A 26,213-nucleotide genomic window follows, 5' to 3' on the forward strand; every position below is an offset into this window, starting at 1 on the left:
TCCGGACCCGAATACTCAACCCTTCACGGAGCGACTCAGCGCCGGGACAGGTCGGCGGCGCCGATCAGGCCGGCGCGGTTGCCGAGGCGGGCCTTGCGGATCTCGGGGATCGGGCGGAAGCCGCGGCCGACCAACTGGGCGCCAAACGCCTCGCGGGTGGGGCCGAGCAGCAGCTCGTCGGCCTCGCTCACGCCGCCGCCGATCACGACCACCCCGGGGTCGAGGATCTCGGTGAGCGACGCGATGCCCTCGCCCAGCCACCGACCGAGCTCGGAGAGCTGCTGGATCGCGCCCTGGTCGCCGTGCTGGGCGGCCTCGGTGATCAGCGGGCCGGTGATCGCGTTCAGGTCGCCGCCGGCGCGCTGGAGCATGCCCTGCGCGATCATCGCGCCGCTCATCGCCAGCGCGCGGGCCTCACGCACCAGGGCGGAGCCGCTGGCGTACTGCTCGAAGCAGCCGTGCTTGCCGCAGCCGCAGAGGATCCCGTTCGGTACGACGCGCATGTGGCCGATCTCGGCGCCGACGCCGTTCGCCCCGCGGTAGACCTCGCCGTCGAGCACCAGGCCGCCGCCGACACCGGTGCCGACTGTCACGAGCAGCAGGTCGTCGACGTCGTGGCCGGCTCCGTAGACGAACTCGCCCCAGGCCGCGGCGTTGGCGTCGTTCTCGATCACGACGGGCAGGTCGACCCGCTTCTCGAGCTCACCCTTGAGGTCCTCGTTGCGCCAGGCCACGTTGGGGGCGAACAGCACCACCGCCCGGGCCTTGTCGATGTAGCCCGCCGCGCCGACGCCGACGGTGGCGATGTCGTGGCGGGACCGCAGGTCGGTGACCAGGCCCGCGATCGCCTCCTCGATCGCCTCGGCGTCGGTCGCCGGCGACTCCACGCGCAGCGCCTCGAGGATCACGCCGTGCTCGTCGACCACGCCGCCGGCGATCTTGGTGCCGCCCACGTCGATCCCACAGGCCAGGCTCATCGGGCCACCGCCTGCGGCCGGATCCGGGCGGCGGTGGGCAGTCCACCTGATGCCGGCCGGGGCAGGTGGAGCGCCCACCGCTCCTCGGCCGCCCGTGCAGCGGGCGGTGGGCAGTCCACCTGATGCCAGCTGAGGAAGGTGGAGCATCCACCGCCGTTCGGCGAGACACGCGGTGATCGACGCAGCCTGCTCATCGGTCGTCCTCCTCGGGATCGGTGTCGTCGGGCCACTCGTCGCCCTCGTCGTCGAGGTCGATGTGCTCGACCCCGCTCTCCGCGGCGCCCCGATCGTGGGTGCCGGCCGCGGCCACCAGCCCGGCGAGGGCGTGGAGCGCCGAGGTCGCCGCGCTCGCGAGCTGCGTGCGCACCTCGGGGCTCAGCTCCCGCACCGCGTGCACGGTGCGGCAGATCGGGCAGTACGAGCACTCCGGCGCGCCGGTGGCCAGATGCTCCTCCACGTCGTGGGTCGCGTCCTTCGCCCAGCCGGTCAGCGCACCGAGGAGCTTCGCGGCCTCCTCGGCGAGGCTGCCCACCTCGGGCCCCTCGGGCCCGTCGCACGGCTCGTTCCCGTCCCCGCTCACGTCATCTCCCTGCCTCGTCCACGGGGCCCTCGACGAACCGCACCCGCAGCTCGCCCGCCTCCACCCGGGCACCGGCGACGCGGTGCCGCGCCAGCCCGGATGGGAGCGTGACCACCCGACGATACGATCCCACGGTCACGACCAGATCGTCGCCGGTGCGCGCCAACTGGACCTCGGCACGCGAGACCAGCGGCAGCGCGAGCCGCAGCACCGTGCCGCCGCGTCCGCGGGTGACCTGGAACGGCCCGCTGCCCGTCGCGGCCGCCAGCGGGTCGTCGGCGCCGTACACCTCCCCCGCCAGCGCGGTCAGCGCCGCCACGCCGACCGGCTCGCGGGGTCGGTACGCCGAGCGCCACAGCGGCAGCCCGGCGAAGGACTCCGTGACCCGCTCGAGCACCTCGTGCTGCGCGACCACCCAGCCGGCCCGCCAGTCGTCGGCGCCGCCGTCGGGGAACACCCGGTTGGCGACCACGCCGTCCACCCGGTAGCCGAAGAGCGACAGGGTCGTGTACGACCGGCGCGCCTCGGCGAGCACGACGTTCTCGGGGGTCAGCACGATCCGCACGCTGGCGTCCGGACCGGCCAGCAGGGTCCGGACCTCGTCGAGCTCGGCGTGCAGTCGCTCGATCGCGTCGAAGACGGTGTCCCCCGGCATCGGCACGCCCGCAGCGCGGCTCAGCACCGGCCGCAGCGCCTTGACCACGCGCCGCTCGACGGGGAGCACCCGGTGCAGGTACCAGCCGAGCGCCTCCGGGAGCGCGAGCAGCCGCAGCGTCTCCGCCGTCGGCGCGCAATCGACGACGATCACCTCCCAGGCGCCCGACCGGGCCTGGAGCCGCAGCTCGAGCAGCGCCAGCACCTCCTCGGCGCCGGGGATGACCGTCAGCTCCTCCGCGGTGACGGGGTCGAGGCCGGTCGCGTCGAGCACCGAGAGCAGGTAGCGCTGGACATCGGCCCAGGACTGCTCGAAGCGCAGCTGGGCGTCGACCTGCTGGACGTAGAGGTTGCTCGCGACCTCGGTCGGCTCCGCGCCGATCGTGCCGGGCGGGCAGCCGAACGCGTCGGCCAGCGAGTGCGCCGCATCGGTCGAGAGCACGAGCGTGCGCCGTCCGGCGGCGGCCGCCAGCGCCGCCGTACCGGCCGCGATCGTCGACTTCCCGACCCCTCCCTTGCCGGTGAACAGGAGGATGCGCACTACGAGGTCGACTCGACGCGCTTCTTCAGGCCCTTGAGCGCGGTCTCGATCAGGATCTTCTCGCCCTTGCGCTTGAGCATGCCGATCAGCGGGATCGAGACGTCGAGCGCCAGGCGGTAGGTCACCTCGGTGGACCCGTTGCCGAGGTCGCGCAGCACGTAGGCGCCGTCGAGCGCGCGCAGCATCTTGCCCTCGACCAGCGTCCAGGTGACCTCGTCGTAGCCGTCCCACTCGTAGGCGAGGGTGTACTCGTCCTTGATCGGGCTGACGTCGAGCGCGAAGAACACCTGCTCCGCCCAGCCGTCGGCACCCTCCGCGACCACCTCGGCGGTCGTGACGCCCTTGGCCCACTCGGGGTAGGCCGGGAAGTCCCCGATGACCTCCATGATCTCGGCGGGGGCGGCGTCGATGACGATCGACGAGGTGGTCTGCTCGGCCATCGGGCCCCCTTGCTCACGGGCTGGTCTCGACTGGTAGGTCTCCACTGGGGCTGCGAGCGTACCGGATGGGCCGGACCCTCGAACACGCGGTAACCTCAGCCGGTGCGTGAGTTCTCGACCCCGCTGACGACCGAGATCCCGACCACCGGCAATCTCACCGACGACGTGGTGACCAACGCGCGCGAGGCCGCTTCGACGGTGATGTTCAGCCGGCGCGCCGGCGGCCCCGAGAGCCCGTGGGTCGACGTGACCGCGGCCGCCTTCCTCGCCGAGGTCGGCGCGGTGGCCAAGGGCCTGATCGCCGCCGGCATCGAGGTCGGCGACCGGATCGCGCTGATCTCCAAGACGCGCTACGAGTGGACGCTGCTCGACTACGCCATCTGGTTCGCGGGCGCCGTCACCGTGCCGATCTACGAGACCTCCTCGGCCGAGCAGATCCGATGGATCCTCGGCGACTCCGGCGCCCGCGCGGTCATCGCCGAGACCTCCGGCCACCTCGCCCGCGTGGCCGAGTCGCGCGCCGAGCTCGACCAGCTCAACCACGTCTGGTCGATCACCGACAACGCGGTCGACGCGCTGACCCGGCTCGGCGGCGACATCTCCGACGAGGAGCTCGAGAAGCGGCGTACGACGGCGACGCCCCTCGACCTCGCGACCCTGATCTACACCTCGGGCACGACCGGCCGCCCCAAGGGCTGCATGCTCACCCACGGCAACTTCATGTTCGAGCTGGGCGTCGCGGTCGACGAGCTCGAGCGGCTCTTCCACGAGGACGACGGCGCCACGCTGCTCTTCCTGCCGCTGGCCCACGTGTTCGCGCGGATCATCCAGATCGGCTGCGTGAAGTCGCGCACCCGGATGGGCCACACCGCCGACATCAAGCAGCTGCTGCCCGACCTGGCGGAGTTCCGCCCGACGTTCATCCTCGCGGTCCCCCGGGTCTTCGAGAAGGTCTTCAACACCGCCTCGCAGCGTGCCACCGCCGACGGCCGCGGCAAGATCTTCGACGCCGCCGCCGAGACCGCGATCGCCTACTCCCGCGGCATCGAGCGCGGCAAGATCCCGTTCGCGGTCCGCGCCAAGCACGCCGTCTTCGACAAGCTCGTCTACGGCAAGCTGCGCGCCGCGCTGGGCGGCCGGTGCCTGTACGCCGTGTCCGGCGGCGCCCCGCTCGGCGAACGCCTCGGCCACTTCTACCGCGGCATCGGCCTCGTGGTGCTCGAGGGCTACGGCCTGACCGAGACCACCGCGGCGCTCACCGCGAACCTCCCCGACGCCACGAAGATCGGCACCGTCGGCCGGCCGCTCCCCGGCACCGCCGTCCGAGTCGCCGACGACGGCGAGCTGCTGTTCCGCGGCGGCCAGGTGATGGCCGGCTACTGGCACAACGACGAGGCGACGGCCGAGGTGCTGGAGTCCGACGGCTGGTTCCACACCGGCGACCTCGGCGAGGTCGACGACGAGGGCTTCGTGCGGATCACCGGCCGCAAGAAGGAGATCCTGGTGACCGCGGGCGGCAAGAACGTCGCCCCCGCCGTGCTCGAGGACCGCCTGCGCGGCCACCTGCTCGTCGACCAGTGCATCGTCGTCGGCGACGGCCAGCCGTTCATCGCGGCGCTGGTCACCCTCGACCGCGAGGCGATCCCGCTGTGGGCCGAGCAGCACGGCAAGCGCAACAACATCGCCGAGCTCGTCGACGACCCCGACCTGCAGGCCGAGATCCAGGCGGCCGTCGACGACGCCAACAAGGCCGTCTCCAAGGCCGAGTCGATCCGCAAGTTCACGATCCTCGTCGACGAGTGGACCGAGGAGGGCGGCCAGCTGACGCCGAGCCTCAAGCTCAAGCGCAACGTCGTGATGCGCGAGTTCAAGGACGACGTCGCGGCGCTCTACGTCGGCTGACCCCGCACCAACCGGGTCAGTCGTCGAAGCCGCGCTCGGCGAGCTGCTGGGCGATCGCGATCCGGGTCAGGCCGGTGGGGTGCGAGCCGAACCAGAACTGCGAGAGCGCCGGCGGGGTCGGGTCGGCCAGGGAGCGCAGCGCGAGCTGGCGCTGCACGGCCTCGAACGCCCCCGGGTCGCGGGTCACCTCGAGCGCGTCCACGTCGGCGCGGGTCTCGATCTGCCGGCTGATGGTGTTCTGCACCGGCGAGGCCAGGAAGGTGCCGATCGCCAGCAGCGCGAGCACCAACGGCACCACGGCCGGCTCCGGCATCGACGGCCGCCCGCGCCGGGACAGCCCTCCCACCACGAGGGCCAGCAGACCCACCCCGAACACCGCGCCCGCCGCGCCCAGCAGCGACCCGGTGAGCACGTCGTCATGCTTGGCGTGCGCCAGCTCGTGGGCGACGACCGACAGCACCTGCGCCCGTGGGACGTCGTCGACCAGGTTGTCGTAGAGAACCACCCGTCGGGTGCTGCCGAAGCCGGACACGTAGGCGTTCAGCGTGGTCGTACGCCGCGAGGCGTCGGCCACGAGCACGTCGTCGACGGACACCCCCTCCCGGTCGGCGAGCGCCAGGATGTCGGTGCGCAGCGACCCCGCCTCCAGCGGCCGGAACTCGTTGAACAGCGGCTCGACCAGCACCGGGTAGACGAACGACCCGGCCAGCACGAGCACGGCGAGCAGCCCGCCGGCCACCGCCGGCCAGACCCGCGGCCAGAGTCGGGCACACCCGACCAGCACCAGCAGCAGCAGCGACAGCGCCACGATCTGCACGATCTCGGTGCGGGCGACGTCGGCGGCGAACCCGCTCCACGCCTGGTTGCTCAGCCCGTGGTCGAGCGCCCGCCGGCGCAGCGCCACCGAGAAGGGCAGCGTGCAGACCCGGCCCACCAGCACGACCACCGCGACGGCCAGCACCACCCGCACCCACCACCAGCCGGGCAGCCGCCCGACCAGGCGCTGTCCCCACCGGCTGAAGCCGAGCACACACGAGACCACCAGCGACACCGCGAGCGAGCTCCAGCTCAGCACCCGCGACCAGCGGGCGTACTCCTCGCCGCGCGCGAGCTGCTCGGGGGTGAAGACCGACGACACGGCGACCGGGGCGGGCGTGCCGCCCGGCACCGGCTGCCACGGCACCAGCAGGGCGGCGAGCACCACGAACGCGGCGCCACCGACGAGCGTGACGACCAGCGCGACCCGCCGGTCGGGGCTGCTCATGCCGCCCCCGCGTCGGCCAGGGTCGCGAGGTAGTCGCGCCAGCGCCCGGTCAGGTCGGCGACGCTCAGGCCGGTGGCCGCCGCCAGCGCCGGTCCGACGCTCCGGCCGCGGTCGACGGCGCGGTAGAGCCTCACCAGCGCGGCCTCCCCCGCATTCTCGGCGATCAGCCGGCAGGCCAGCCAGGCGCTCTCGTACGTCGCGCCGAGCCGGGGCGTGTGGGCCCCGAACGCGGCCGCGTCGGGCAGCGCCCGCGGCGGGCCGGACCGGCGTACGGCGGCGATGATCTGGGCCGCGGAGCGCTCGACGGGCAGGGCGACGTCGCGCAGCGCGACGTAGTCGGCGAAGCCCTCCAGCAGCCAGAGCGGGGCCCGGCTGTCCCACGCGCCGGTCGCGACATGGGTGGCCTCGTGGCTCATCACGACCTGCGCGCCGGTGCGCCGCAGCCCGCCGAAGATCTCGGGGTTGGCGAAGACGTGCACCGCCGACCGCGGGGCCGCGGAGCCGTCGGCCGCGGCGGTCACGGCGGCGATCTGGTCGTAGCTGCCCGCGTCGGCGCCGAGCGCCTGCTCGAGCCCCTGCGCCGAGGCCGGCACTTCGACCACCAGCCCCCGGCGCCAGGTCGGCAGCACGGCACGAACGGCCGGCACGGCGGCCTCGGCACGAGCGGCGTAGCGGTCGGCGCCCGCCACGGAGTCCGCGACCAGCACGAGGGTCGACGACGTACGCCGCACGTCGACCGGGCCCGCGAGCCAGACCGGGGAGACCCGGTCGCCGCCGCCGAAGCCGGCCAGCGCGACCCGGTCCCCCTCGTCGACCAGGTGCGCCGTGATCTCGGCGCGGGCCGAGACCGTGTCGAAGCCGCGGAAGCGCCACGTCGCGTCGACCGCCGCCGTCCACGCTCCGTCGGCGGTCGGCGCGCCGTCGTCGTCGACGTAGCGCAGCGTGAAGTCGGTGACCCGCAGCGCCTCGCCGTTCGCCGCCAGCGCCGCCAGCAGGCCACCGGCGCTGTCGTCCCCGCCCGGCGCGAGCCCGCGGGCGGCGTCCGGGTCGCGCTGCCGCACGGCGCGCTCGAACGCCGCGAGCGTGGTGCCGGCCCCCGCCGGCGCGACGCTCGGGCGCACCGCCCGCGGCGTCGGCGCGACGTAGGTGTCGTCGCGGACGACCGCCCAGCCGACCAGCGCCGCCGCGACCAGCACGCACAGCGAGAGGCCGGCCACCCACCAACGTGGGCGGCCGGCCTCTCGGGGCTGGTCGGGGGTCGTGCTCACCCCCGCATTGTGCCGTCAGGCGCCAAGGCCCGGGGCGAGAGATCGGGCGATCAGCCGGGCCGGACGGCGCCGACGTACGGCATCGAGGACACCGAGGAGACCACGACACCGGTGCCGGGGTTGGCGGCGTGCACGATCATGCCGTTGCCGATGTACATGCCGACGTGGCTGATCGGGCTGTAGTAGAAGACCAGGTCGCCGGGCTGGAGGTCGCTCATCGCGATGTGCGGCCCGGAGCCGTACTGGGCGCTCGACGAGTGCGGCAGCGCGACGCCGGCCTGGGCCCAGGCCATCATCGTAAGACCGGAGCAGTCGAAGGCGTTGGGCCCGGCGGCGCCGTAGACGTAGGCGTCGCCGACCTGGGCCATCGCGTAGGCGATCGCCGCGGAGGCGCGGCCGGAGGCGGGCACGTCGGAGGGGATCCGCGCGACGCCGCGCGAGAGGATCTCCTCGCGCTCCTTGGCCTTGAGGTCGTCGAGAAGGCTCTCGGCCTCCTCGAGCTTCTTGTCGACGGTCGCCTTCTCCTCGCCCAGCTGCTTCTCGAGCGCGGCGACCTCGGTGGCGCGCCGCTCGGTCGCCTGCTGGCGGATGCCGAGCGCCTCGGCCTCGGTGGCGTACTTGTCGAACAGCTGCGACTGCAGGTCGTTGAAGGCCGACATCGTCGACAGCTGCGCGAGGAAGGACTGGGGGTCGTCGGAGACCACGACCTGGCCGACGTTCGAGAGGCTCTCGCCCTCGTACTGGCGCACGATCGAGTCCTGCACCTGGGAGCGGACGTCCTCGAACGCGTCGTCCTGGCGGGCCTGGTCGGCCTTCAGCGAGGTCAGGTCGCGCTGGAGGTCCTTCAGCTCGAGCTGGGCGTCGTGGTAGCGCTCCTGGGCCTGCTCCGCCTCGTGGTAGAGCTTGTCGACGCGGGCCTGGACGTCGTCGATGTCGGGCTCCGCCTGCGCGGGGCTGGACGGCATGAAGCCGACGCAGGCGATCATGGCGCAACCCGAGACGATGGTGGCGAGTCGCTTCCGGCTCTTCTGCACGAGCGGGCGGTCTCCTTCGGTACGTCGTACGCCTACCGGGTGAGCTGACGGATTCGGGCACGACATTTGCCCTACACCGGTCCGGTCCCGGCACGCACGCGTCCCGTCACCCTTCCGGTGATTCACCCCGGGCGGCGGGCGGACCCGCCACCGATGGTTCCCCGGCTCCGGGTGCTCCGACAGGTCGGCGCATCCGGATTCAGCGCGGTGGCCGCGCGGATCCGAGTGATCCACGTCCCCGGCCACCTGAGCGACTGAGGTTAGTCATGCCGGACCGCGGTCGCCAAACCTTCCACCGGCAACACGCCGGAATTTTGCATTGACCTTGCGGCTGACCCGCCGTGGATCCCCGGTTTTCCACAGCATCCGCCCCAGAAGTCACATGCGTCACATCAGCCCCACCCCCGTCTCGCAGCGTCGTGGGTGGGCCGTCTCACGCCGACTCCATGTGCGGCGTGTCGACGGATCGGACCAGCCGCAGCGGCGGCACCAGCCCGCTCTCGGCCAGGACGTCGAGCGCGCGGCACTCGTCGTCGTCGAAGGTGAGCTCGGGCGGCGGACCGAGCAGGACGGTGACCACGCAGTCGTGGCAGTGCAACCCGCGGACCTCGCAGGTGTCGCAGTCGATTCTCGTGCTCATGAGAGGCACGGTGCCAGGGACCACCGACAGTCCCCCGGACACCGTCCGGGAGGCGCGTCGCGGCGGTCAGCGGGCGAGCAGCCCCAGCAGCGCGTCGGGGTCGACCACCCGGGCGCCGGAGCGGGCCACGTCGTCGGCGACCGCCCGGTCGGCGGTGACCACGACGACCACCCGGCCGGCCGGCTCCACGGCGACCAGATCGCGCACGACGTCGTCGGCGATCACGCCGCGCGGGCTGTAGAGCACGCGGACCCCGCGCGGGGCGACCACCGGCGGTCGGTGGTCGGTCTCGGCCGCGTCGAAGACCAGCGTGGTCTCCGCGCCGGTACGGGCCACCAGCGCCGCGAGCCCGCCGGCGAGCCGGTTGCGCTGGGCCTCCAGCGACGAGCTCGGCCAGGCCCGCTTGCTGACGTTGTACCCGTCGACGATCAGCCGCGACCTCGGCATCGCGAGCAGCTGCTCGAGGAGCGCGGGACTCTCGGCGCCGAGCGCCCCGGCCGCGCTCGTCGTCCGCGCCCCCGACGCCGCGACCTCGGCCTCCACCCGGTCGGCCGGCACGCCCTCGACCGTCCGCAGCGCCAGCTCGCGGCGCAGCCCGGAGGCCGCGTCGATGACCGTGTCGAGCAGCAGCCGGGCCCGCAGCGTCACCTCGTCGCGGTCGGACCGGGCGGTACGACGCGCCTGCGCCTCCTCCGCGTCGCGGCGCTCCCCCTCGGCGCGGAGCCGGCGGTTCTCCTTCTCCAGCGCCGCGACCCGGCGCTCGACGTCGCCCTGAGCGGCGGCCAGCTCCTCCTCCGCCCGCTCGGCGCGGGCACGGGCCTCCCGCTCAGCCGCCCGCGCCTCCCCGATCCTGCGCCGCAGCGAGGTGTGCTCCGCCTTGTGCTCCTCGGCCCGGACCCGCTGCTCCTCGCGCAGGTCGCGCACGGCCTGCTCGGCCTCGGCCAGCCGGCCGCGCAGCCGCTCGAGCTCGCGGGCGCGCGGATCCGGCTCGGGCGCGGCCGCCACGATCCTCTCGACCCGCTCGGCGAGCTGCTCCTCCCACCCGTCGGGCCGGACCAGCCAGATCCGGGCGGCCACCGCGGCGTCGCCGTCGTCGGGCTCCGGGCGCGCGGCCACCTGGATCCCGACCCGCTCGCGCAGCTCGTCGTCGGCGAGCGCCTCGGTGATCGCACTCGCGCCCAGACGGGCGCGCCGGGCCGGGGCGAACGACGCCACCCGGCGTACGGCAGCGGGCAGCGACGGCACGTCGGGCAGCACCTCGGCGGTCTGCGCGACGACGCGGGCGCGGACCGGCTCGGGGAGCCCGGCCAGCGCGTGCGGGTCAGGGACAGTCATCGGCGCTCCTCTCCCTGAACGTGTGGTCACCATAGACCGCGCGTCGCACCCGACCGCGCGTCGTCCCAGGAATGTCGGTGGTCGGATCTAGCGTCGAGCACATGGCCCAAGAACCCCGCGTGCACAGCGGCGTTCAGCGTGCGACCTCCACCTGGGAGTCGCAACGCAGTTTCGACGAGCTGGGCCGCCCGCTGCGCGACATCACGTTCTGCGTCGTCGACCTCGAGACCACCGGCGGCTCCGCGGAGGGCGGCTCGATGATCACCGAGATCGGGGCGGTCAAGGTGCGCGGCGGCGAGCTGCTCGGCGAGTTCCAGACCCTGGTCAACCCCCGCGCCGAGATCCCGGCCTTCATCGCGGTGCTGACCGGCATCACCAACGGCATGGTCTCCGACGCGCCGCCGATCGAGTCGGCGCTCCCGGCGTTCCTCGAGTTCGCGGCCGGCTGCGTGCTGGTCGCCCACAACGCGCCGTTCGACGTCGGGTTCCTGCGCTACTTCGCCGAGCAGCAGGGCCGCCCGTGGCCGACGTTCGAGGTGCTCGACACCGCCCGCCTGGCCCGGCGGGTGATCACCCGCGACGACGCGCCCAACTGCAAGCTCTCCTCGCTCGCGAAGGCGTTCGGGTCCGCGACCACCCCCAACCACCGGGCGCTCCAGGACGCGCGGGCGACCGTCGACGTGCTGCACGGGCTGATGGAGCGCCTCGGCGGGCTGGGCGTGCACACCCTCGAGGAGCTGCAGACCTTCTCCTCCCGGGTCTCCACGGCGCAGCGCCGCAAGCGGCACCTCGCGGAGGCGCTCCCCCATGCCCCGGGCGTCTACCTCTTCCGCGACGACCGGGCGCGCGTGCTCTACGTCGGCACCTCGCGCGACCTGCGCACCCGGGTGCGCTCCTACTTCACCGCCTCGGAGACCCGGTCGCGGATCGGCGAGATGGTCGGCATCGCGACCGTCGTCGACGGCATCGAGTGCGCGACGGCGCTGGAGGCCGAGGTCCGCGAGCTGCGCCTGATCGCGGAGCACAAGCCCCGCTACAACCGGCGCTCCCGGTTCCCCGAGAAGGTCCACTTCATCAAGCTGACCCGCGAGCCCTGGCCGCGGCTGTCGCTGGTGCGACGGGTGCTCGACGACGACGCCGACTACCTCGGCCCGTTCTCGTCGAAGAAGACCGCGGAGAAGTGCCTGGCCGCGCTCCACGACACGTTCCCGATCCGGCAGTGCTCCGACCGGATCGCCCGCGACCCCGGCGGCCCCGCGGGCGGGCGGACCCCCTGCGTGCTGGCCGAGATGGACCGCTGCCTGTCCCCCTGCGACGGCAGCGTCGACGCCGCGACGTACGCCGCGGTCGTGCGCCAGCTGCGCGACACCCTGCTGCGCCGTCCCGACGAGGTGGTCGAGGCGATCAACGCGCGGATGGCCGCCCTCGCCGACGACGAGCGCTTCGAGGAGGCCGGGGTGCACCGCGACCGGCTCGCGGCGTTCGTGCGCGCGGCCGCCCGCACCCAGCGGCTCGCCGCGCTCACCCGCTGCCCCGAGGTGGTCGCCGCGCGGCACGAGGACGACGGCCGGTGGGCGGTCCACGTGGTCCGCCACGGCCGGCTGGCCGCGGCCGGGGTGATCCCGCCCGGGGCCGACGCCCACGCGTTCGTCACGACGCTGCGGCAGTCGGCCGAGACGGTCCGCCCCGGCCCGGGCCCGGTGCCGGCGGCGTCCGCGGAGGAGACCGAGAAGGTGCTGCGCTGGCTGGAGTCGCCCGGCATCCGCCTGGTCGACGTCGACGGCGAGTGGACCTGCCCGGTCGCCGGCGCCACCCGGCACCTCGCGGTGCACGACGCGGTCAACCAGTCCCGGCTCTCGCTGGTTCCGTTCGCCGACCGCCGCGGGCTCGCCCCGGTGCACCGGCCGGCCCGCTGAGCTCACGGGGCCGAGTAGTGTCCGTCCCGTGATCACCGCCATCGTCTTCGTGAAGGCCGACGTCGCCCGCATCCCGGAGGTGGCCGAGGCCATCGCCGCGCTCGACGGCGTGAGCGAGGTCTACTCGGTCACCGGTCAGATCGACCTGATCGCGCTGGTGCGGGTGCGCGACCACGACGACATCGCGGCCGTGGTCGCCGACCGTCTCAACAAGGTGCCCGGGGTCAACGCCACCGAGACCCACATCGCGTTCCGCACCTACTCGCGCCACGACCTCGAGTCGGCGTTCTCCCTCGGCCTCGACTGAGGGTCGGAAGTCCCGATTCAACCCTCAGGCGGACGCGGCGATCCAGCGCTCGAGGGTGGCCTTCGCGGCACCGGAGTCGATCGCGTCGCGGGCCTTGTCGATGCCGGCCGCCAGCGCGTCGGCGGGTTCGGCCGCGGGGTCGTCGTACACGGCCAGCGCCGCGCCGGCGTTGAGCAGCACGGCGTCGCGTACGGCGCCGGTCTCCCCGCCGAGCAGCCGGCGCACGACGTCGGCGTTGTGAGCGGCGTCGCCGCCGCGCAGCGCCTCGGTGGTGCCCCGGGCGATACCGAGCTCGGCCGGGTCGACCACGGACTCGGTGACCGCACCCTCGTGCACGCGCCACACCCGGGAGGTCGTGGTGGTCGTCAGCTCGTCGAGCCCGTCGTCGCCGCGGAAGACCCACGCGTCGACGCCGCGGCCGGCGAACACGCCCGCCATCACCGGCGCCAGCCGCGCGTCGGCGCAGCCGATCGCCTGGGCACCGGCCCGGGCCGGGTTCGTCAGCGGGCCGAGCAGGTTGAACGTCGTACCGATGCCCAGCTCGCGCCGCGCCACCGCGGCGTGCCGCATGGCCGGGTGGAAGGTGGCCGCGAAGCAGAAGGTGATGCCCGCCTGCTCGGCCACCGACGCCACCCGCTCGGGCGGCAGGTCGAGACGGATGCCGAGCTGCTCGAGCACATCGGCGGAGCCCGACTGCGAGGAGGCCGAGCGATTGCCGTGCTTGACCACGCGAGCGCCGGCGCCGGCCGCGACGATGGCGGACATCGTCGAGATGTTCACCGACATCGAGCGGTCGCCCCCGGTGCCCACGACGTCGAGCAGGCGACCCGGGACCGACAGCGGGGTGGCGACGGCGTACATCGCCTCGACGAGGCCGAGCACCTCGTCGATCGTCTCCCCCTTGGCGCGCAGCGCCACCGCGAAGCCGGCGACCTGCACGGGCGTGGCCTCGCCCGAGAGCATCTCGTGCATCGCCCAGGCGGTCTGCTCCGCGCTGAGGTCGGTGCCGGCGACCAGCGCGCCGAGGACCTCGGGCCAGCTGGTCACGTGCCGGCGGGCACGCGCGAGCTCAGCAGCGACACGACGGTCTCCGCGAGCTGGATCGGGTCGAGCGGGTGCGGCACGGCGGCCTCGGCCCGCGACCAGGTGGCCAGCCACGCGTCCTGCGGGCGACCGGTGAGCACCAGCACCGGCGGGCACTGGTAGATCTCGTCCTTGAGCTGCTTGGCGATGCCCATCCCGCCCGCCGGCACGGCCTCGCCGTCGAGGATCACGAGGTCGATGCCACCGGCGTCCATGTTCTGGATCACGACCGGCTCGGTCGCCACCTCGACGTACTCGAGCTCGGGCAGCTCCGGGTGCGGGCGTCGGCCGAGGGCCAGGATCACCTGCTGGCGGGTGTTCACGTCATCGCTGTAGACCAGCACCCGCAGGGGCATGGTCCGAGAGGTCGCGTCGTTCACGTTCGCGACTCTACCGGTCGGTCTCGGTGGGAGGTGCGGCCGAGGGTGTGACCTGCGGCGCGGTCTGGGGTCCGGTCTGGGGTCCGGTCTGGGGTCCGGTCTGGGGTCCGACCTCGGGCGGGGACCCGGATGCGGACGCCGCACGCTCCCGCGCCTCGAGCCGGTCCAGCCTCCGGTCCTCGCGCTCGGCCTCCTTCAGCGACTGGCGCACCCACTGCACGAACAGGACGCCGAAGAACGCCACCGCGATCAGGTCACCGGAGCCCCAGAGGATGCCGCCGGCGAGGTGCTGGTCGTCGAGCGGGTCGGGCAGCCAGGCGCCCATCGGCCCGTCGTGCAGGGAGGCGTAGTGGTCGCCGCCGAGCACCTCCTCCTCCTGCATGATCGTGATCCCGAGGAAGGCGTGGAACGGCAGCGTCATCACGATCAGCAGCATCCGGAACGGGTAGGCCACCTTGCCGGGCACCGGGTCGACGCCGACCAGGGGCCAGAAGAAGAGGCAGCCCACGAGCACCAGGTGCAGGTGCATCGTCTCGTGGAGGTACGTCGAGTCCAGCGTCGCGGGGTACCAGCCGGTGAAGTAGAGCGACCAGGGCGAGGTCACGTAGAGCACGAACGTCAGCGGCGGGAAGGACAGCACCTTCGCGACGCGCGAGTGGAGTACGACGAGCAGCCAGCGCCGGGGCCGGGCCGGCAGCGTGCGCAGCGCCAGGGTGACCGGGGCGCCGAGCGCGAGGGAGAGCGGCACCAGCATCGACAGGACCATGTGCTGGACCATGTGCACGCTGATCAGCGTCTCGTCGTACGCCCCCAGACCGGACGCCGTGGCGAAGTAGAAGAGCCCCATCCCGACGGGCACGAAGGCGACCGTCCGGCCGACGGGCCAGCGGTCGCCGCGGCGGTGCAGCGTGACCACTCCCCAGATGTAGAGACCGGCCACCCAGACGGTCAGCACGAAGGCGACCGGCTGCAACGACCACCCCGTGAGCACGGTGCCGAAGGTGAAACGAGGGAGGTCGACACCGGCGTCCAGGACGGTGCCGACAGCGGGGATGAGCACGTTGTGAACTTTATGACGACGAAACGCGGGGGGCCGGGGTGCCCTCCCCGAGCGGTCACGCCATAATGGCCACCGTGGCGACAGCAACTGCGATTCCGGCTTCCCGTCTGCACGGGCATCATGACCGTCCGAGCATGGTCTCGGTCGGCACGATCATCTGGCTCTCGAGTGAGCTGATGTTCTTCGCGGCGCTGTTCGCGTCGTACTTCACGATCCGGGCGGTGAGCCCGGACCTGTGGGCCCAGAACACCCAGCACCTCAACGTGCCGTTCGCCACGGTCAACACCACGATCCTCGTGCTGTCGTCGCTGACCTGCCAACTGGGCGTCTTCGCCGCCGAGCGCGGCCAGGTCGGCCGCACCGGCTCGGTCTGGAACGTCAAGGGCTGGGGCCTGCGCGAGTGGTTCATCCTGACCTACGTCATGGGTGCGATCTTCATCGGCGGCCAGGCCACGGAGTACGCCGAGCTGGTGCGCGAGGGCATCACGATCCAGGACTCGGCCTACGGCACGATGTTCTACCTGACCACCGGCTTCCACGGCATCCACGTGACCGGCGGTCTCATCGCCTTCCTCTTCGTGCTCGGCCGCACCTACGTCGCCCGGAAGTTCACCCACGAGCAGGCGGTGAGCGCCATCGTCGTGTCCTACTACTGGCACTTCGTCGACGTCGTGTGGATCGGGCTCTTCGCCACCATCTACCTCGTCCAGTAGCCCCGAGTAGACCTACCCAACGCAAGGACAAGATGTGCGTCTCCTGAATCGATCCGCAGGTCGACTCTCGCGGCACCGCCGTAGCCCCCTGGCGGGCCTGCTCGTCATCCTCGCCGGCCTGCTGCTGACCGGCGGCATCTTCACCGCCGTCGCCAACACGACCGCCCAGGCCGACCAGACCGCCTCCAACGAGGAGCTCGTCGCGAAGGGCCGGGCGCTGTTCCTCGTGAGCTGCTCCTTCTGCCACGGCCAGAACGGCGAGGGCGTGAGCACCGAGAACGGCAACCAGCTCGGCCCGTCGCTCGTCGGCGTCGGCGCCGCTGCCGCCGACTTCCAGCTCAGCACCGGCCGGATGCCGATGGCGCAGCCCGGCGCGCAGGTGCCGAGCAAGCCCGAGGCGTTCGACGACGACGAGATCGCCGCGCTGTCGGCGTACGTCGCCTCTCTCGGCCCCGGCCCGGCCATCCCGGACGAGTCCGACTACAGCATCGAGGGCCTCAGCGACGAGGAGCGTCAGGCCGCGATCGCGCGCGGTGGCCAGATCTTCCTGACCAACTGCACCGCCTGCCACAACTTCCAGGGCTCCGGCGGCGCCATGCCGCGCGGCGGCTACGCGCCGGCACTGCACGAGACCAGCGCCAAGAACATCTACCAGGCGCTGCTCACCGGCCCGCAGAACATGCCGAACTTCACCAACGGCAACCTCTCCCCCGAGGAGAAGCGCGACGTCATCGCGTACCTCTACTCGCTGCGGGACATGCCCGAGTACGGCGGGTTCGGCCTCGGCGGCCTCGGACCCGTGCCGGAGGGCATGGCGGCCTGGCTGTTCGGCATCGGCCTGTGTGTCGGCGCCGCGGTCTGGATCGCCGCCCACACGACCCGTTCGAACAAGAAGAAGGTGGACGCGGCATGAGCACTCCGTCCCACGACGGGGGCCACGACGAGCCCGTGGACGAGAATCTTCCCGAGCGCGACGACCTCTACGCCAACCCCGGCCTCCCCGAGCACCAGTGGCGGCCGACCGACGTCGACCCGAAGGCCGAGAAGCGCGCGGAGCGCCAGGTCGCCACGCTGTTCGGGCTGTCGGCGATCTGCACCGTGCTGCTGGTCGTCGCGTACTTCACCGTCGACGTCAACGACACCGTCGGCAACCTCGGCGCCCAGAACCTCACCCTCGGCCTCTGCCTGGCCGGCGCCCTGCTGTTCCTCGGCTTCGGCGTGATCCAGTGGGCCCGCAAGCTGATGGCCGACCAGGAGATCGTCGAGTACCGCCACCCGGCGGCGTCCTCCGACGAGGACCGCGCGGCGACCCTCGAGGCGCTCAGCACCGGTCTCGCCGAGTCCGGCATCGGCCGGCGCCCGCTGGTGCGCAACTCGCTGCTCGGCGCGGTCGGCCTGCTCGGCGTGCCCGCGATCGTGTTCCTGCGCGACCTCGGCCCGACCAACGCTCAGGTGACCAAGGCCCAGCCGTACCCCGGCGCCGGCCTCGAGCACACCATCTGGGAGCAGGGCATGCGCGTCGTCCGCGACGTGGTCGGCACCCCGATCAAGCCGGGCGACCTCCAGATCGGCGACCTGGTGAACGCCGAGCCCGAGGGCCTGTTCAAGAGCCCGTGGGACGGCGAGCCGCTGGAGGGCCTCGCCCTCCAGGTCGGCAAGTCCAAGGGCGCCGTCGTCGTCGTGCGCATGGAGCCCGACGAGATCATCCCGGGCAAGGGCCGGGAGAACTGGTCCGTCGACGGCATCCTCTGCTACTCGAAGATCTGCACCCACGTCGGCTGCCCGATCTCGCTGTACGAGCGCACCACCCACCACCTGCTCTGCCCCTGTCACCAGTCCACCTTCGACCTGGCCGACTCCGCCAAGGTGGTCTTCGGCCCGGCCGCGCGGCCGCTGCCGCAGCTGCCGCTGGCCGTCGACAGCGAGGGCTACCTGGTGGCGCAGAGCGACTTCACCGAACCCGTGGGACCGAGCTACTGGGAGCGTGGCTGATCATGGACACCAGCAAGGTCGCCAGCAGCAACACGACGACCGCTGCGACAGCGAGCAAGCCCAAGCGCATCGGTGCCGTCGCCACCTGGGCCGACGAGCGCCTCGGCCTCGCCGGCCTCGCCAAGAAGAACCTGCGCAAGGTCTTCCCGGACCACTGGTCCTTCATGCTCGGCGAGATCGCGCTCTGGAGCTTCGTCGTCCTGCTGCTCACCGGCGTCTTCCTGACGCTCTGGTTCACCCCGAGCATGGGCGAGGTGCAGTACAACGGCACCTACGAGCAGCTGCGCGGCGTCCACATGTCCGAGGCGTTCGCCTCGACGCTGCGGATCTCCTTCGACGTGCGTGGCGGCCTGCTGATGCGCCAGATGCACCACTGGGCGGCGATGCTCTTCGTCGCGTCGATGATGATCCACCTGCTGCGCGTCTTCTTCACCGGTGCGCACCGCAAGCCGCGTGAGCTCAACTGGGTGATCGGCTGCCTGCTGCTGATCCTGGGCACGCTCGAGGGCTTCACCGGCTACTCGCTCCCCGACGACCTGCTCTCGGGCACCGGCGTCCGGGCCGCGGACGGCTTCATCAAGGCCACCCCCGTGGTCGGCACCTACATGTCGTTCTTCCTCTTCGGCGGCGAGTTCCCGGGTGAGTCGATCATCCCGCGCCTGTACGTCGTCCACGTGCTGCTGCTCCCCGGCCTGCTGCTCGCGCTGATCGCGGCGCACATGCTGCTGCTCGTCTACCACAAGCACACGCAGTGGCCTGGTCCCGGCCGCACCGAGAAGAACGTCGTGGGCTACCCGATGCTCCCGGTGTACGCCGCCAAGGCCGGTGGCTTCTTCTTCATCGTGTTCGGCGTGACCGCGCTGCTCGCCAGCCTGCTGTCGATCAACGCGGTGTGGAAGCTCGGACCGTACGACCCGTCCAAGGTGACCGCCGGCTCCCAGCCGGACTGGTACATGGGCTGGCCGGACGGCGCGCTGCGGATCATGCCCGGCATCGAGAGCGAGTTCTGGGGCATCACGATCTCCTGGAACGTCATGCTCCCGATCCTGGTGCTGCCGATGCTGATGTTCGTGATCCTGCTGCTCCTGCCGTTCCTGGAGGCGTGGATCACCGGTGACAAGCGCGAGCACCACCTGCTCCAGCGGCCGCGCAACGCCCCGACCCGCACCGCCCTGATGGTCGCGCTGATGACGATGTACGGCCTCTTCTGGGCGGCCGGCGGCAACGACATCCTCGCCATCAAGCTGCACGCGTCGATCAACGAGATCACGTACTTCCTGCGCGGCGCGGTGTTCGTCGGCCCGATCCTGGCGTTCATCATCACCCGCCGCTGGTGCATCTCGCTGCAGCGCAAGGACAACGAGACCCTCCTGCACGGCTACGAGACCGGCATCATCATGCGGTCGGCCGAGGGCGGCTACTCCGAGCGCCACCTGCCGCTGCCGGACTCGAAGGCCTACACGCTCACCGCTCGCGACCGCGACCCGGTCGTCGACGGCTTCGAGGTCGACGCCGCGGACGCCAACGGCCTGCCGGCTCCCGGCGAGGGCCGGATCGCGGCGCTCCGCCACCGGCTCCGCACGCTGTGGTACACCGACAACGTGCAGAAGCCGAGCCAAGCCGAGCTGGAGGAGGGTCACCACCACTCCGAGCACGAGCACGAGCTCCAGGAGCCGTTGGACGGCCGCGCCGCCGACGGCCACCAGTTCGACGGTCACCACCTGGTCGACGACGAGTCGCTCCGGCACTGACCCGGCCCTGCGCCGTACGAGGCCGCCCACTCCCCAGCGGAGTGGGCGGCCTCGCTCATTTCAGGCTGTGCCGACCAGGGTGTTGGTCTCGCTCTGGCTGGCCTCAGCCGTCGCGGCTTCATCAAGGGATGAGGGCGAGGCCGCGCTCCCCCGGGTGAGCACACCGAGGGAACCGTCGCTCCACCCTCATCCCTTGATGAAGCGCGCCCGCAGCGCGCCGCACCGGGACGACGTTGCTCCTGCGCCAACCGCCGCTCTCGACGCGCAGGTCGCGACCTCGCTCCCTGGTGACGCCATCAAGGGATGAGGGCGAGGCCGCGCTCCCCCGGGTGAGCACACCGAGGGAACCGTCGCTCCACCCTCATCCCTTGATGAAGCGCCCGCAGCGCGCCGCACCGGAACGACGTTGCTCACGCCAACCGCCCGCAGACCCGCTCAGGCCAGCGCGGAGCCCTGCCGGTACTCCCGGAACGACTCGTTCCAGTCGCCGTAGCCGTTGTCGAGGGTCATCGGGCGATCGGTGCCGGTGTAGTCGACGACGTCGCCGCGGCGGGACATGGCGTAGAGCCAGGCGGCGTTCTCGGTGCTCATGCCGGTGCAGCCGTGGGAGACGTTGGCGTAGCCCTGGGAGCCGACCGACCACGGCGCGGCGTGGATGAACTCGCCGGAGTTGGTGACCCGCATCGCCCACTTCACGCCGGCGATGTTGTAGGCCTCGGCGCCCGTGATACCGACCGTCTCGGAGTTCATGTCCTTGGACTCGAACTTCTCCATGATCACCTTCACGCCCGAGCGGGTCGTGAAGTCCGGCTGCTTCCCGGTGGTGATCGGGATGGTCCGCAGCAGCTTGCCGTTGCTGAAGACCTTCATCTGGTGGGTGCGCGCGTCGACCCGGTAGATGTGCGCGTCGCCGACGTGGAAGTCGAGCTGGCGGCTCTCCTGGCCGTAGATGCCGTTGCCGGCGGGCACGCTGTTCACGTCGACGTCGACGTGCACGTCGGTGCCGGCCCGCCAGTACTTCTTCGGGCGCCAGTGCGCCTCGTTGTCGCTGAGCCAGTGCCACGTGCCCGGCTGCGCGGGCGTGGAGGTCACCGTCATGTGCTTCTCGAACGCCGCCCGGTCGGTGACCGGAAGGTCGAACCTGACGATCACCGGCATGCCGACGCCCACCGTCTCGCCGTCGAGCGGCGCCACAGAGGCGTAGGTCTGCTCGTCGAGGGTGAGGCTCTGGGTCGAGAAGCTGAGCCGGCGGGTGGCCTGGTCGCCGGCCGCGCTCTGCCCCGAGGCCTTCACGACGTACGTCGTGCCGGGCTCGAGCCGCGCGGTCGCCCGCCACGAGGTGCCGTCGGACGAGACCTTCCCTGCGACGTCGCCCGCCGGCGAGGTCGCCTGGACCGAGCTGATCGTGCCGCTCGAGGCGGTCACCGTGAGCTCGGTGTCGACGGGCACGTCGCTCGCGCCCCGCTGGACGCTCGAGGTGACCCGGAAGGGCGTGGCGTCGGGCGTCGGCTCCGCGGCCGACGTGTCGCCGCCCGCGACCGCAGAGGCGCCCGGGACGTCGTCGGTGTTGCAGGCCGACAGCCCGCCACTCGCGAGCAACAGCAGCGCCACGGCACCGGTCAGGCGCGTGCGACTCACGGACATGGTCTCCCCCGAAACAGACGGCCTACGAACGTCGTCCAGGGTAACTGCCGAAGCCACACGCGCCGATTCGACGCGGCCGGGTGGGCTCAGTGAGCGTGGACACCCCGGTAGTACTCGAAGATCCAGCCGCTCACGGCCAGGGCACCGAGCACCAGGCCGATGATGAACAGCCACCAGGCGCCCGCGGCGATGCCGAAGACGCACACGCTGAGCGTCAGGCCGCACCACAGCGGCCACCAGGAGTACGGCGGGAAGAAGCCGAGCTCGCCGGCGCCGTCGGCGATCTCGCCGTCCTTGCGGTCCTCGGGACGCGGGTCCATCCGCTTCGCGTGGAAGCCGAGGTAGAAGGTCACCATCACGGCCAGGAGCGTGGTCATGGTGAGCGCGGACGTGCCCGTCCAGTCACCGGCGATGAACCAGTAGGCCGGGGTGACGAGGGCGAAGAAGATCGTGACGATCGCGAAGATCCAAGCCTCGGACTTCATCAGGCGTCGCCCTCCGGGTTGTCGTTGCGGTCGCGCAGCATCTCCTCGCGGCCCTCCATGTCAGGCGCGTCGGCCGGTCCGCCGACCCGCGCCATCTCGTTGTCCTCGAGCTCCATCGCGGCGACCTCCGGGTGGTGCAGGTCGAAGGCCGGGGACTCCGAGCGGATCCGCGGGATGGTGACGAAGTTGTGCCGCGGCGGCGGGCAGCTGGTCGCCCACTCGAGCGACCGGCCCCAACCCCACGGGTCGTCGACCTCGACCAGCGGAGCCCGGCGCGAGACGTAGACGTTGTAGAGGAACGGCAGGGTCGAGGCGCCCAGCAGGAACGCGAAGACCGTCGAGATCTGGTTGAGCGTGGTGAAGCCGTCGTCGGGCAGGTAGTCGGCGTACCGACGCGGCATGCCCTCGACGCCCAGCCAGTGCTGGATCAGGAAGGTCCCGTGGAAGCCGACGAACAGCAGCCAGAAGTGCACCTTGCCGAGGCGCTCGTCGAGCATCCGGCCGGTCATCTTGGGCCACCAGAAGTAGAAGCCCGCGAACATCGCGAACACCACGGTGCCGAACACGACGTAGTGGAAGTGCGCCACGACGAAGTAGGAGTCGGAGACGTGGAAGTCCAGCGGCGGGCTGGCCAGGATGACGCCGGTCAGGCCACCGAAGAGGAACGTCGTGAGGAAGCCGATCGACCACAGCATGGGCGTGTCGAACGAGACCGACCCGCCCCACATAGTGCCGATCCAGTTGAAGAACTTCACTCCGGTCGGTACGGCGATCAGGAAGGTCATGCCGGAGAAGAACGGCAGGTCCACGGCGCCGGTGACGAACATGTGGTGCGCCCACACCGCGACCGAGAGGATCGCGATGCCGAGCGTCGCGCCGACCAGGCCGATGTAGCCGAAGACCGGCTTGCGGCTGAAGACCGGCAGGATCTCGGTCACGATGCCGAAGAACGGCAGGGCGATGATGTAGACCTCGGGATGGCCGAAGAACCAGAAGAGGTGCTGCCACAGGATCGCGCCGCCGTGCGCGGTGTCGAACACGTGGGCGCCGAGCTGGCGGTCGGCCTCGAGCGAGAGCAGCGCGCCACCGAGCACCGGGAAGACGATCAGCGCGAGCAGGCTGGTGACCAGCGTGTTCCACACGAAGATCGGCATCCGGAACATCGTCATGCCGGGCGCGCGCATGCAGATGATCGTGGTGATGAAGTTAACCGCGCCGAGGATGGTGCCGAGACCGGCCATCCACAGACCCATGATCCACAGGTCACCGCCGACACCCGGCGAGCGGACCGCGTCGGAGAGCGGCGTGTAGGCGAACCAGCCGAAGTCGGCCGCACCCTGCGGGGTGAGGAAGCCGGACGCCGCGATGATGCCGCCGAAGAGGAACAGCCAGTAGCTGAACATGTTCAGCCGCGGGAACGCGACGTCGGGCGAGCCGATCTGCAGCGGCATGATCACGTTGGCGAACCCGAAGAACAGCGGGGTCGCGAACAGCAGCAGCATGATCGTGCCGTGCATGGTGAACAGCTGGTTGTAGAGCTCGTCGTTGACGACCTGCATGCCCGGGTAGGCCAGCTCGGAGCGGATCAGCATGGCCATCAGGCCACCGATCAGGAACCACGCGAACGAGGTGACCAGGTAGAGCTTGCCGATCAGCTTGTGGTCGGTGGTCGTGAGGATCCGCGCCACCTGCTCGCCAAGCGGCCTGCGGGGCGCCGGAATGGCGCTGGTCGGCTGTGCGGATGTCGTAGTCACTCCGCGCCCTCCTCGGACTCGTCACCGGACTCGAGTCCGGTCTGGGTGCTGGCGTAGTCGCCGCCGAGCAGCGGCAGGTCGGACGTCGCGCCGGCGTCCTCCAGCTGCTGCAGGTAGGCCTGGTAGTCCTCCTGGCTGACGACGTGCACGTTGAAGAGCATCCGCGAGTGGTAGGCGCCGCAGAGCTCGAAGCACTTGCCCTTGTACGTGCCGATCACGGTGGGGGTGACCTCGTAGTGGTTCACCCGGCCCGGGATGACGTCCATCTTCATCAGGAACGCGGGGACGCCCAGGTCGTGGATCACGTCGGGCGAGTGCAGGTTGAAGCGCGTGGTCTGGTCGACCGGGAGGTACAGGTCGGGGATCTGCGAGCCGGTGCCGCCGCCGTGGACGTAGGACTGGTACGGGAAGTTGTCGTCGGCCGGGTCGTCGTTGGCCGACGCGTCCATCTCACCGAGGCCGTAGTTGAAGGTCCACGACCACTGCTGACCGACGACCTCGATCGTGTTGTCGACCGGCAGGTCGTCGTCGAGCACGTAGTTCTGGGTCTTCACCGTGTGGGCGAAGAACACGATCACCATGATGACCGGAGCGATCGTGTAGAAGATCTCCAGCGGCAGGTTGTAGCGCGTCTGCACCGGGATCTCGTCGTCGCTGCGACGGCGGTAACGGATGATCACGTAGAAGATCAGGCCCCACACGATGACGCCGGTGATCATCGCGGCGATCCAGGCACCCTGCCAGAGGCCGAGGATGCGCTCGCCCTGGTTGGAGATCGGCGCCGGCATCGCCGCGCGCTTCCACTCATCGGTCGTCTCAGAGGAGCAGCCGCCGAGCACCAGGACAGTGATGCCCATTGCGATCAGCACGGCCGAGCGACGGATTGTCGCCGGCTTCACGGCCGAGCGCCTGGGGAGTTGCAGACCCACGAACGAGCCTCTCTCTCATCGATCACGGATACGCCGAACACTAGCGGAATCGCCCCCTCAATGATCCGGTGGGGTGCCGGTAGGTTGCGAGTGTGAGAAAAGCCGCGGCGTACCTGGACTCGGCATCGTCGGAGCCGCTCCACCCGGCCGCCCGCGAGACGCTGTCGGCCGCCTACGAGCGGGGGTACGCCGACCCCCGCCGGCTGCACGGCCCGGGGCGCGATGCCCGTCTGCTGCTGGACAACGCGCGCGCCGTCGTCGCGGAGTGCCTCGGCGTGCGCGCCGACGAGGTCACCTTCACCCCGTCGGGCACCGACGCCGTGCATCGCGGCCTCCTGGGGCTGCGCCGCACCGGCGCGGTCGGGCACGCGTCGGTGGCGCACACGGCCGTCGAGCACTCGTCCGTCGTCCATGCCGCGACGTGGGCCGGCGCCGCCCGCGAGATCCCGGTCGACCGGCTGGGGCGGGTCGACCCGGCGGCGGTGCCGGCAGACGCCGGCGTGGTCGCCGTCCAGAGCGCCAACCACGAGGTCGGCACCCTGCAGCCGGTCGCGAACCTGCACACCGCCGCCCCCCTCTTCGTCGACGCCTGCGCGTCGATGGGCCGGCTCCCCCTGCCCGGCGGCTGGGCGGCGCTCGCGGGCTCGGCCCACAAGTGGGGCGGCCCCGCCGGCGTCGGCGTCCTCGTCGTCCGCAAGGGCACGCGCTGGGTGAACCCCTTCCCCGGTGACGACCGGATCGACGAGCGGACCTGCGGCTTCGAGAACGTGCCGGCGGCGCTCGCCGCTGCCGCCGCCCTGCGCGCGGTCGTCGAGAAGCGCGAGGAGGTCAACGCGCGCCAGTTCGCGCTCGTCGAGCGGATCCGCGAGGCCGCGGCGCTGATCCCCGACGTCGAGGTGGTCGGCGACCCCGTCGAGCGGCTCCCCCACCTGGTCACGTTCTCCTGCCTCTACGTCGACGGCGAGGCGTTGGTGACCGAGCTCGACAAGCGCGGGTACGGCGTGGCCAGCGGGTCGGCCTGCACGGCCTCGACGCTCACCCCGAGCCGGGTGCTCGAGGCGATGGGCGTGCTCACCCACGGCAACGTGCGGGTCTCGCTCACCCGCGACACCACCGAGGAGGACGTCGACGGCTTCCTGGCCGCGCTGCCCGAGGTGGTGCGCGACCTCCGCGCCCAGGTGGGGCTCTAGATGGCCGGACCGACCACGGTCGACCTCGAGCTCGACTGCCGCGGGATGCTCTGCCCGGTGCCGGTCATCCACCTCGGCAAGAGGTACGCCGAGGTGCCGGTCGGCGGGCTGATCGGCGTGGTGGCGACCGATGTGGCCGCCCGTACCGACGTGCCGGCCTGGTGCCGGATGCGCGGCCAGGAGTACGTCGGCGAGGACGCCGCGCCCGACGGGACGCCGCGCTACCTCGTACGCCGGCTGCGATGACCAGGCCCGAGGGCTCGCACGCTGCGCGACGCTCGGCATCCACGCCGGCTTCGTTGCCAGCGCTCGACAGACACCCGGTATGCCCTCGCACCGGCGCCTTGCCGGCGCGGCGCCGAACGCCGCTTGCC

Annotated in this window: 25 protein-coding genes and 1 riboswitch; of the genes, 9 read left to right on the top strand and 16 right to left on the bottom strand. The window is 71.8% G+C overall.

The window, feature by feature from the left end:
- Positions 1–35: 35 nt before the first annotated feature.
- The 4 genes from FHU40_RS01025 to FHU40_RS01040 form a co-directional block, all read right to left on the bottom strand.
- Positions 36–977, bottom strand: a complete 942-nt coding sequence (locus tag FHU40_RS01025; RefSeq protein ID WP_183590442.1) for an ROK family glucokinase — start codon at positions 975–977, stop codon at positions 36–38.
- Between the two features lie 190 nt (positions 978–1,167).
- The gene (locus FHU40_RS01030; RefSeq protein ID WP_183590443.1) at positions 1,168–1,557 is read right to left on the bottom strand and encodes a hypothetical protein; all 390 of its coding nucleotides are present in this window, start codon (positions 1,555–1,557) and stop codon (positions 1,168–1,170) included.
- 1 nt (position 1,558) lies between these two features.
- The gene (locus FHU40_RS01035) at positions 1,559–2,752 is read right to left on the bottom strand and encodes a TRC40/GET3/ArsA family transport-energizing ATPase (protein ID WP_183590444.1); all 1,194 of its coding nucleotides are present in this window, start codon (positions 2,750–2,752) and stop codon (positions 1,559–1,561) included.
- Positions 2,752–3,192: an SRPBCC family protein gene (locus tag FHU40_RS01040; RefSeq protein ID WP_183590445.1), complete on the bottom strand. Its 441-nt coding sequence runs from the start codon at positions 3,190–3,192 to the stop codon at positions 2,752–2,754. The genes FHU40_RS01035 and FHU40_RS01040 overlap by 1 nt, the downstream gene beginning before the upstream one ends.
- Before the next feature lie 102 nt (positions 3,193–3,294).
- On the opposite strand from FHU40_RS01040, the gene FHU40_RS01045 reads away from it, so the two are divergent.
- Positions 3,295–5,094 carry an AMP-binding protein gene (locus FHU40_RS01045; RefSeq protein ID WP_183590446.1) on the top strand — a complete coding sequence of 600 codons (1,800 nt, stop codon included), beginning with the start codon at positions 3,295–3,297 and terminating at the stop codon, positions 5,092–5,094.
- A gap of 16 nt (positions 5,095–5,110) precedes the next feature.
- Here FHU40_RS01045 and FHU40_RS01050 read toward each other — a convergent pair whose 3' ends face one another.
- The 5 genes from FHU40_RS01050 to FHU40_RS01070 form a co-directional block, all read right to left on the bottom strand.
- Complete coding sequence (locus tag FHU40_RS01050; protein WP_183590447.1) at positions 5,111–6,358, bottom strand: M48 family metallopeptidase; 1,248 nt, start codon at positions 6,356–6,358, stop codon at positions 5,111–5,113.
- Entirely contained in the window at positions 6,355–7,626 is a 1,272-nt protein-coding gene (locus tag FHU40_RS01055) for a hypothetical protein (RefSeq protein ID WP_183590448.1), read from the bottom strand. Before FHU40_RS01055 ends, FHU40_RS01050 begins: the two co-directional genes overlap by 4 nt.
- A 50-nt stretch (positions 7,627–7,676) precedes the next feature.
- Positions 7,677–8,660, bottom strand: a complete 984-nt coding sequence (locus tag FHU40_RS01060; RefSeq protein WP_183590449.1) for a C40 family peptidase — start codon at positions 8,658–8,660, stop codon at positions 7,677–7,679.
- Positions 8,661–8,673: 13 nt separating this feature from the next.
- Positions 8,674–8,860: riboswitch (cyclic di-AMP (ydaO/yuaA leader) on the bottom strand.
- Positions 8,861–9,093: 233 nt separating this feature from the next.
- A complete protein-coding gene (locus FHU40_RS01065) occupies positions 9,094–9,300 on the bottom strand; it encodes a hypothetical protein (protein ID WP_183590450.1) in 207 nt (68 codons plus the stop codon).
- Positions 9,301–9,366: 66 nt separating this feature from the next.
- Positions 9,367–10,635, bottom strand: coding sequence for an NYN domain-containing protein (locus tag FHU40_RS01070; RefSeq protein WP_183590451.1), 1,269 nt, complete (start codon positions 10,633–10,635; stop codon positions 9,367–9,369).
- 101 nt (positions 10,636–10,736) lie between these two features.
- On the opposite strand from FHU40_RS01070, the gene FHU40_RS01075 reads away from it, so the two are divergent.
- Positions 10,737–12,551, top strand: a complete 1,815-nt coding sequence (locus tag FHU40_RS01075) for a DEDD exonuclease domain-containing protein (RefSeq protein ID WP_183590452.1) — start codon at positions 10,737–10,739, stop codon at positions 12,549–12,551.
- Positions 12,552–12,579: 28 nt separating this feature from the next.
- Positions 12,580–12,858, top strand: a complete 279-nt coding sequence (locus FHU40_RS01080; RefSeq protein WP_183590453.1) for an Lrp/AsnC family transcriptional regulator — start codon at positions 12,580–12,582, stop codon at positions 12,856–12,858.
- Positions 12,859–12,882: 24 nt separating this feature from the next.
- Here FHU40_RS01080 and trpD read toward each other — a convergent pair whose 3' ends face one another.
- From trpD to FHU40_RS01095, 3 genes are read right to left on the bottom strand one after another with little or no spacing between them, the layout of a single operon-like run.
- Positions 12,883–13,905, bottom strand: coding sequence for an anthranilate phosphoribosyltransferase (trpD, locus tag FHU40_RS01085; RefSeq protein ID WP_183590454.1), 1,023 nt, complete (start codon positions 13,903–13,905; stop codon positions 12,883–12,885).
- Positions 13,902–14,297 (bottom strand): Rv3143 family two-component system response regulator, encoded by a 396-nt coding sequence (locus tag FHU40_RS01090; RefSeq protein ID WP_183592131.1) that lies wholly within the window; start codon positions 14,295–14,297, stop codon positions 13,902–13,904. Before FHU40_RS01090 ends, trpD begins: the two co-directional genes overlap by 4 nt.
- Before the next feature lie 34 nt (positions 14,298–14,331).
- Complete coding sequence (locus tag FHU40_RS01095) at positions 14,332–15,381, bottom strand: cytochrome c oxidase assembly protein (RefSeq protein ID WP_183590455.1); 1,050 nt, start codon at positions 15,379–15,381, stop codon at positions 14,332–14,334.
- Positions 15,382–15,446: 65 nt separating this feature from the next.
- On the opposite strand from FHU40_RS01095, the gene ctaE reads away from it, so the two are divergent.
- From ctaE to qcrB, 4 genes are read left to right on the top strand one after another with little or no spacing between them, the layout of a single operon-like run.
- Complete coding sequence (gene ctaE, locus FHU40_RS01100; protein ID WP_183590456.1) at positions 15,447–16,094, top strand: aa3-type cytochrome oxidase subunit III; 648 nt, start codon at positions 15,447–15,449, stop codon at positions 16,092–16,094.
- 34 nt (positions 16,095–16,128) lie between these two features.
- The gene (qcrC, locus tag FHU40_RS01105; protein WP_183590457.1) at positions 16,129–17,007 is read left to right on the top strand and encodes a cytochrome bc1 complex diheme cytochrome c subunit; all 879 of its coding nucleotides are present in this window, start codon (positions 16,129–16,131) and stop codon (positions 17,005–17,007) included.
- Entirely contained in the window at positions 17,004–18,086 is a 1,083-nt protein-coding gene (gene qcrA, locus FHU40_RS01110; protein WP_183590458.1) for a cytochrome bc1 complex Rieske iron-sulfur subunit, read from the top strand. Before qcrC ends, qcrA begins: the two co-directional genes overlap by 4 nt.
- 2 nt (positions 18,087–18,088) lie before the next feature.
- Positions 18,089–19,837: a cytochrome bc1 complex cytochrome b subunit gene (qcrB, locus tag FHU40_RS01115; RefSeq protein WP_183590459.1), complete on the top strand. Its 1,749-nt coding sequence runs from the start codon at positions 18,089–18,091 to the stop codon at positions 19,835–19,837.
- A 435-nt stretch (positions 19,838–20,272) separates the two neighbouring features.
- On the opposite strand, the gene FHU40_RS01120 is transcribed toward qcrB, so the two are convergent.
- From FHU40_RS01120 to ctaC, 4 genes are all read right to left on the bottom strand, one after another.
- Positions 20,273–21,481, bottom strand: coding sequence for a L,D-transpeptidase (locus FHU40_RS01120; protein WP_183590460.1), 1,209 nt, complete (start codon positions 21,479–21,481; stop codon positions 20,273–20,275).
- 86 nt (positions 21,482–21,567) lie between these two features.
- Positions 21,568–21,966: a cytochrome c oxidase subunit 4 gene (locus tag FHU40_RS01125; RefSeq protein ID WP_183590461.1), complete on the bottom strand. Its 399-nt coding sequence runs from the start codon at positions 21,964–21,966 to the stop codon at positions 21,568–21,570.
- Complete coding sequence (gene ctaD / locus FHU40_RS01130) at positions 21,966–23,720, bottom strand: aa3-type cytochrome oxidase subunit I (RefSeq protein ID WP_183590462.1); 1,755 nt, start codon at positions 23,718–23,720, stop codon at positions 21,966–21,968. The genes FHU40_RS01125 and ctaD overlap by 1 nt, the downstream gene beginning before the upstream one ends.
- Entirely contained in the window at positions 23,717–24,619 is a 903-nt protein-coding gene (gene ctaC, locus FHU40_RS01135) for an aa3-type cytochrome oxidase subunit II (RefSeq protein ID WP_343057655.1), read from the bottom strand. The genes ctaD and ctaC overlap by 4 nt, the downstream gene beginning before the upstream one ends.
- Positions 24,620–24,741: 122 nt before the next feature.
- On the opposite strand from ctaC, the gene FHU40_RS01140 reads away from it, so the two are divergent.
- Both FHU40_RS01140 and FHU40_RS01145 read left to right on the top strand, forming a co-directional pair.
- Complete coding sequence (locus tag FHU40_RS01140; RefSeq protein ID WP_183590463.1) at positions 24,742–25,839, top strand: aminotransferase class V-fold PLP-dependent enzyme; 1,098 nt, start codon at positions 24,742–24,744, stop codon at positions 25,837–25,839.
- Complete coding sequence (locus FHU40_RS01145) at positions 25,840–26,085, top strand: sulfurtransferase TusA family protein (protein ID WP_183590464.1); 246 nt, start codon at positions 25,840–25,842, stop codon at positions 26,083–26,085. It begins immediately after the preceding gene.
- Positions 26,086–26,213: the final 128 nt, after the last annotated feature.

Source organism: Nocardioides soli, assembly GCF_014191495.1.
GTDB lineage: Bacteria > Actinomycetota > Actinomycetes > Propionibacteriales > Nocardioidaceae > Nocardioides > Nocardioides soli.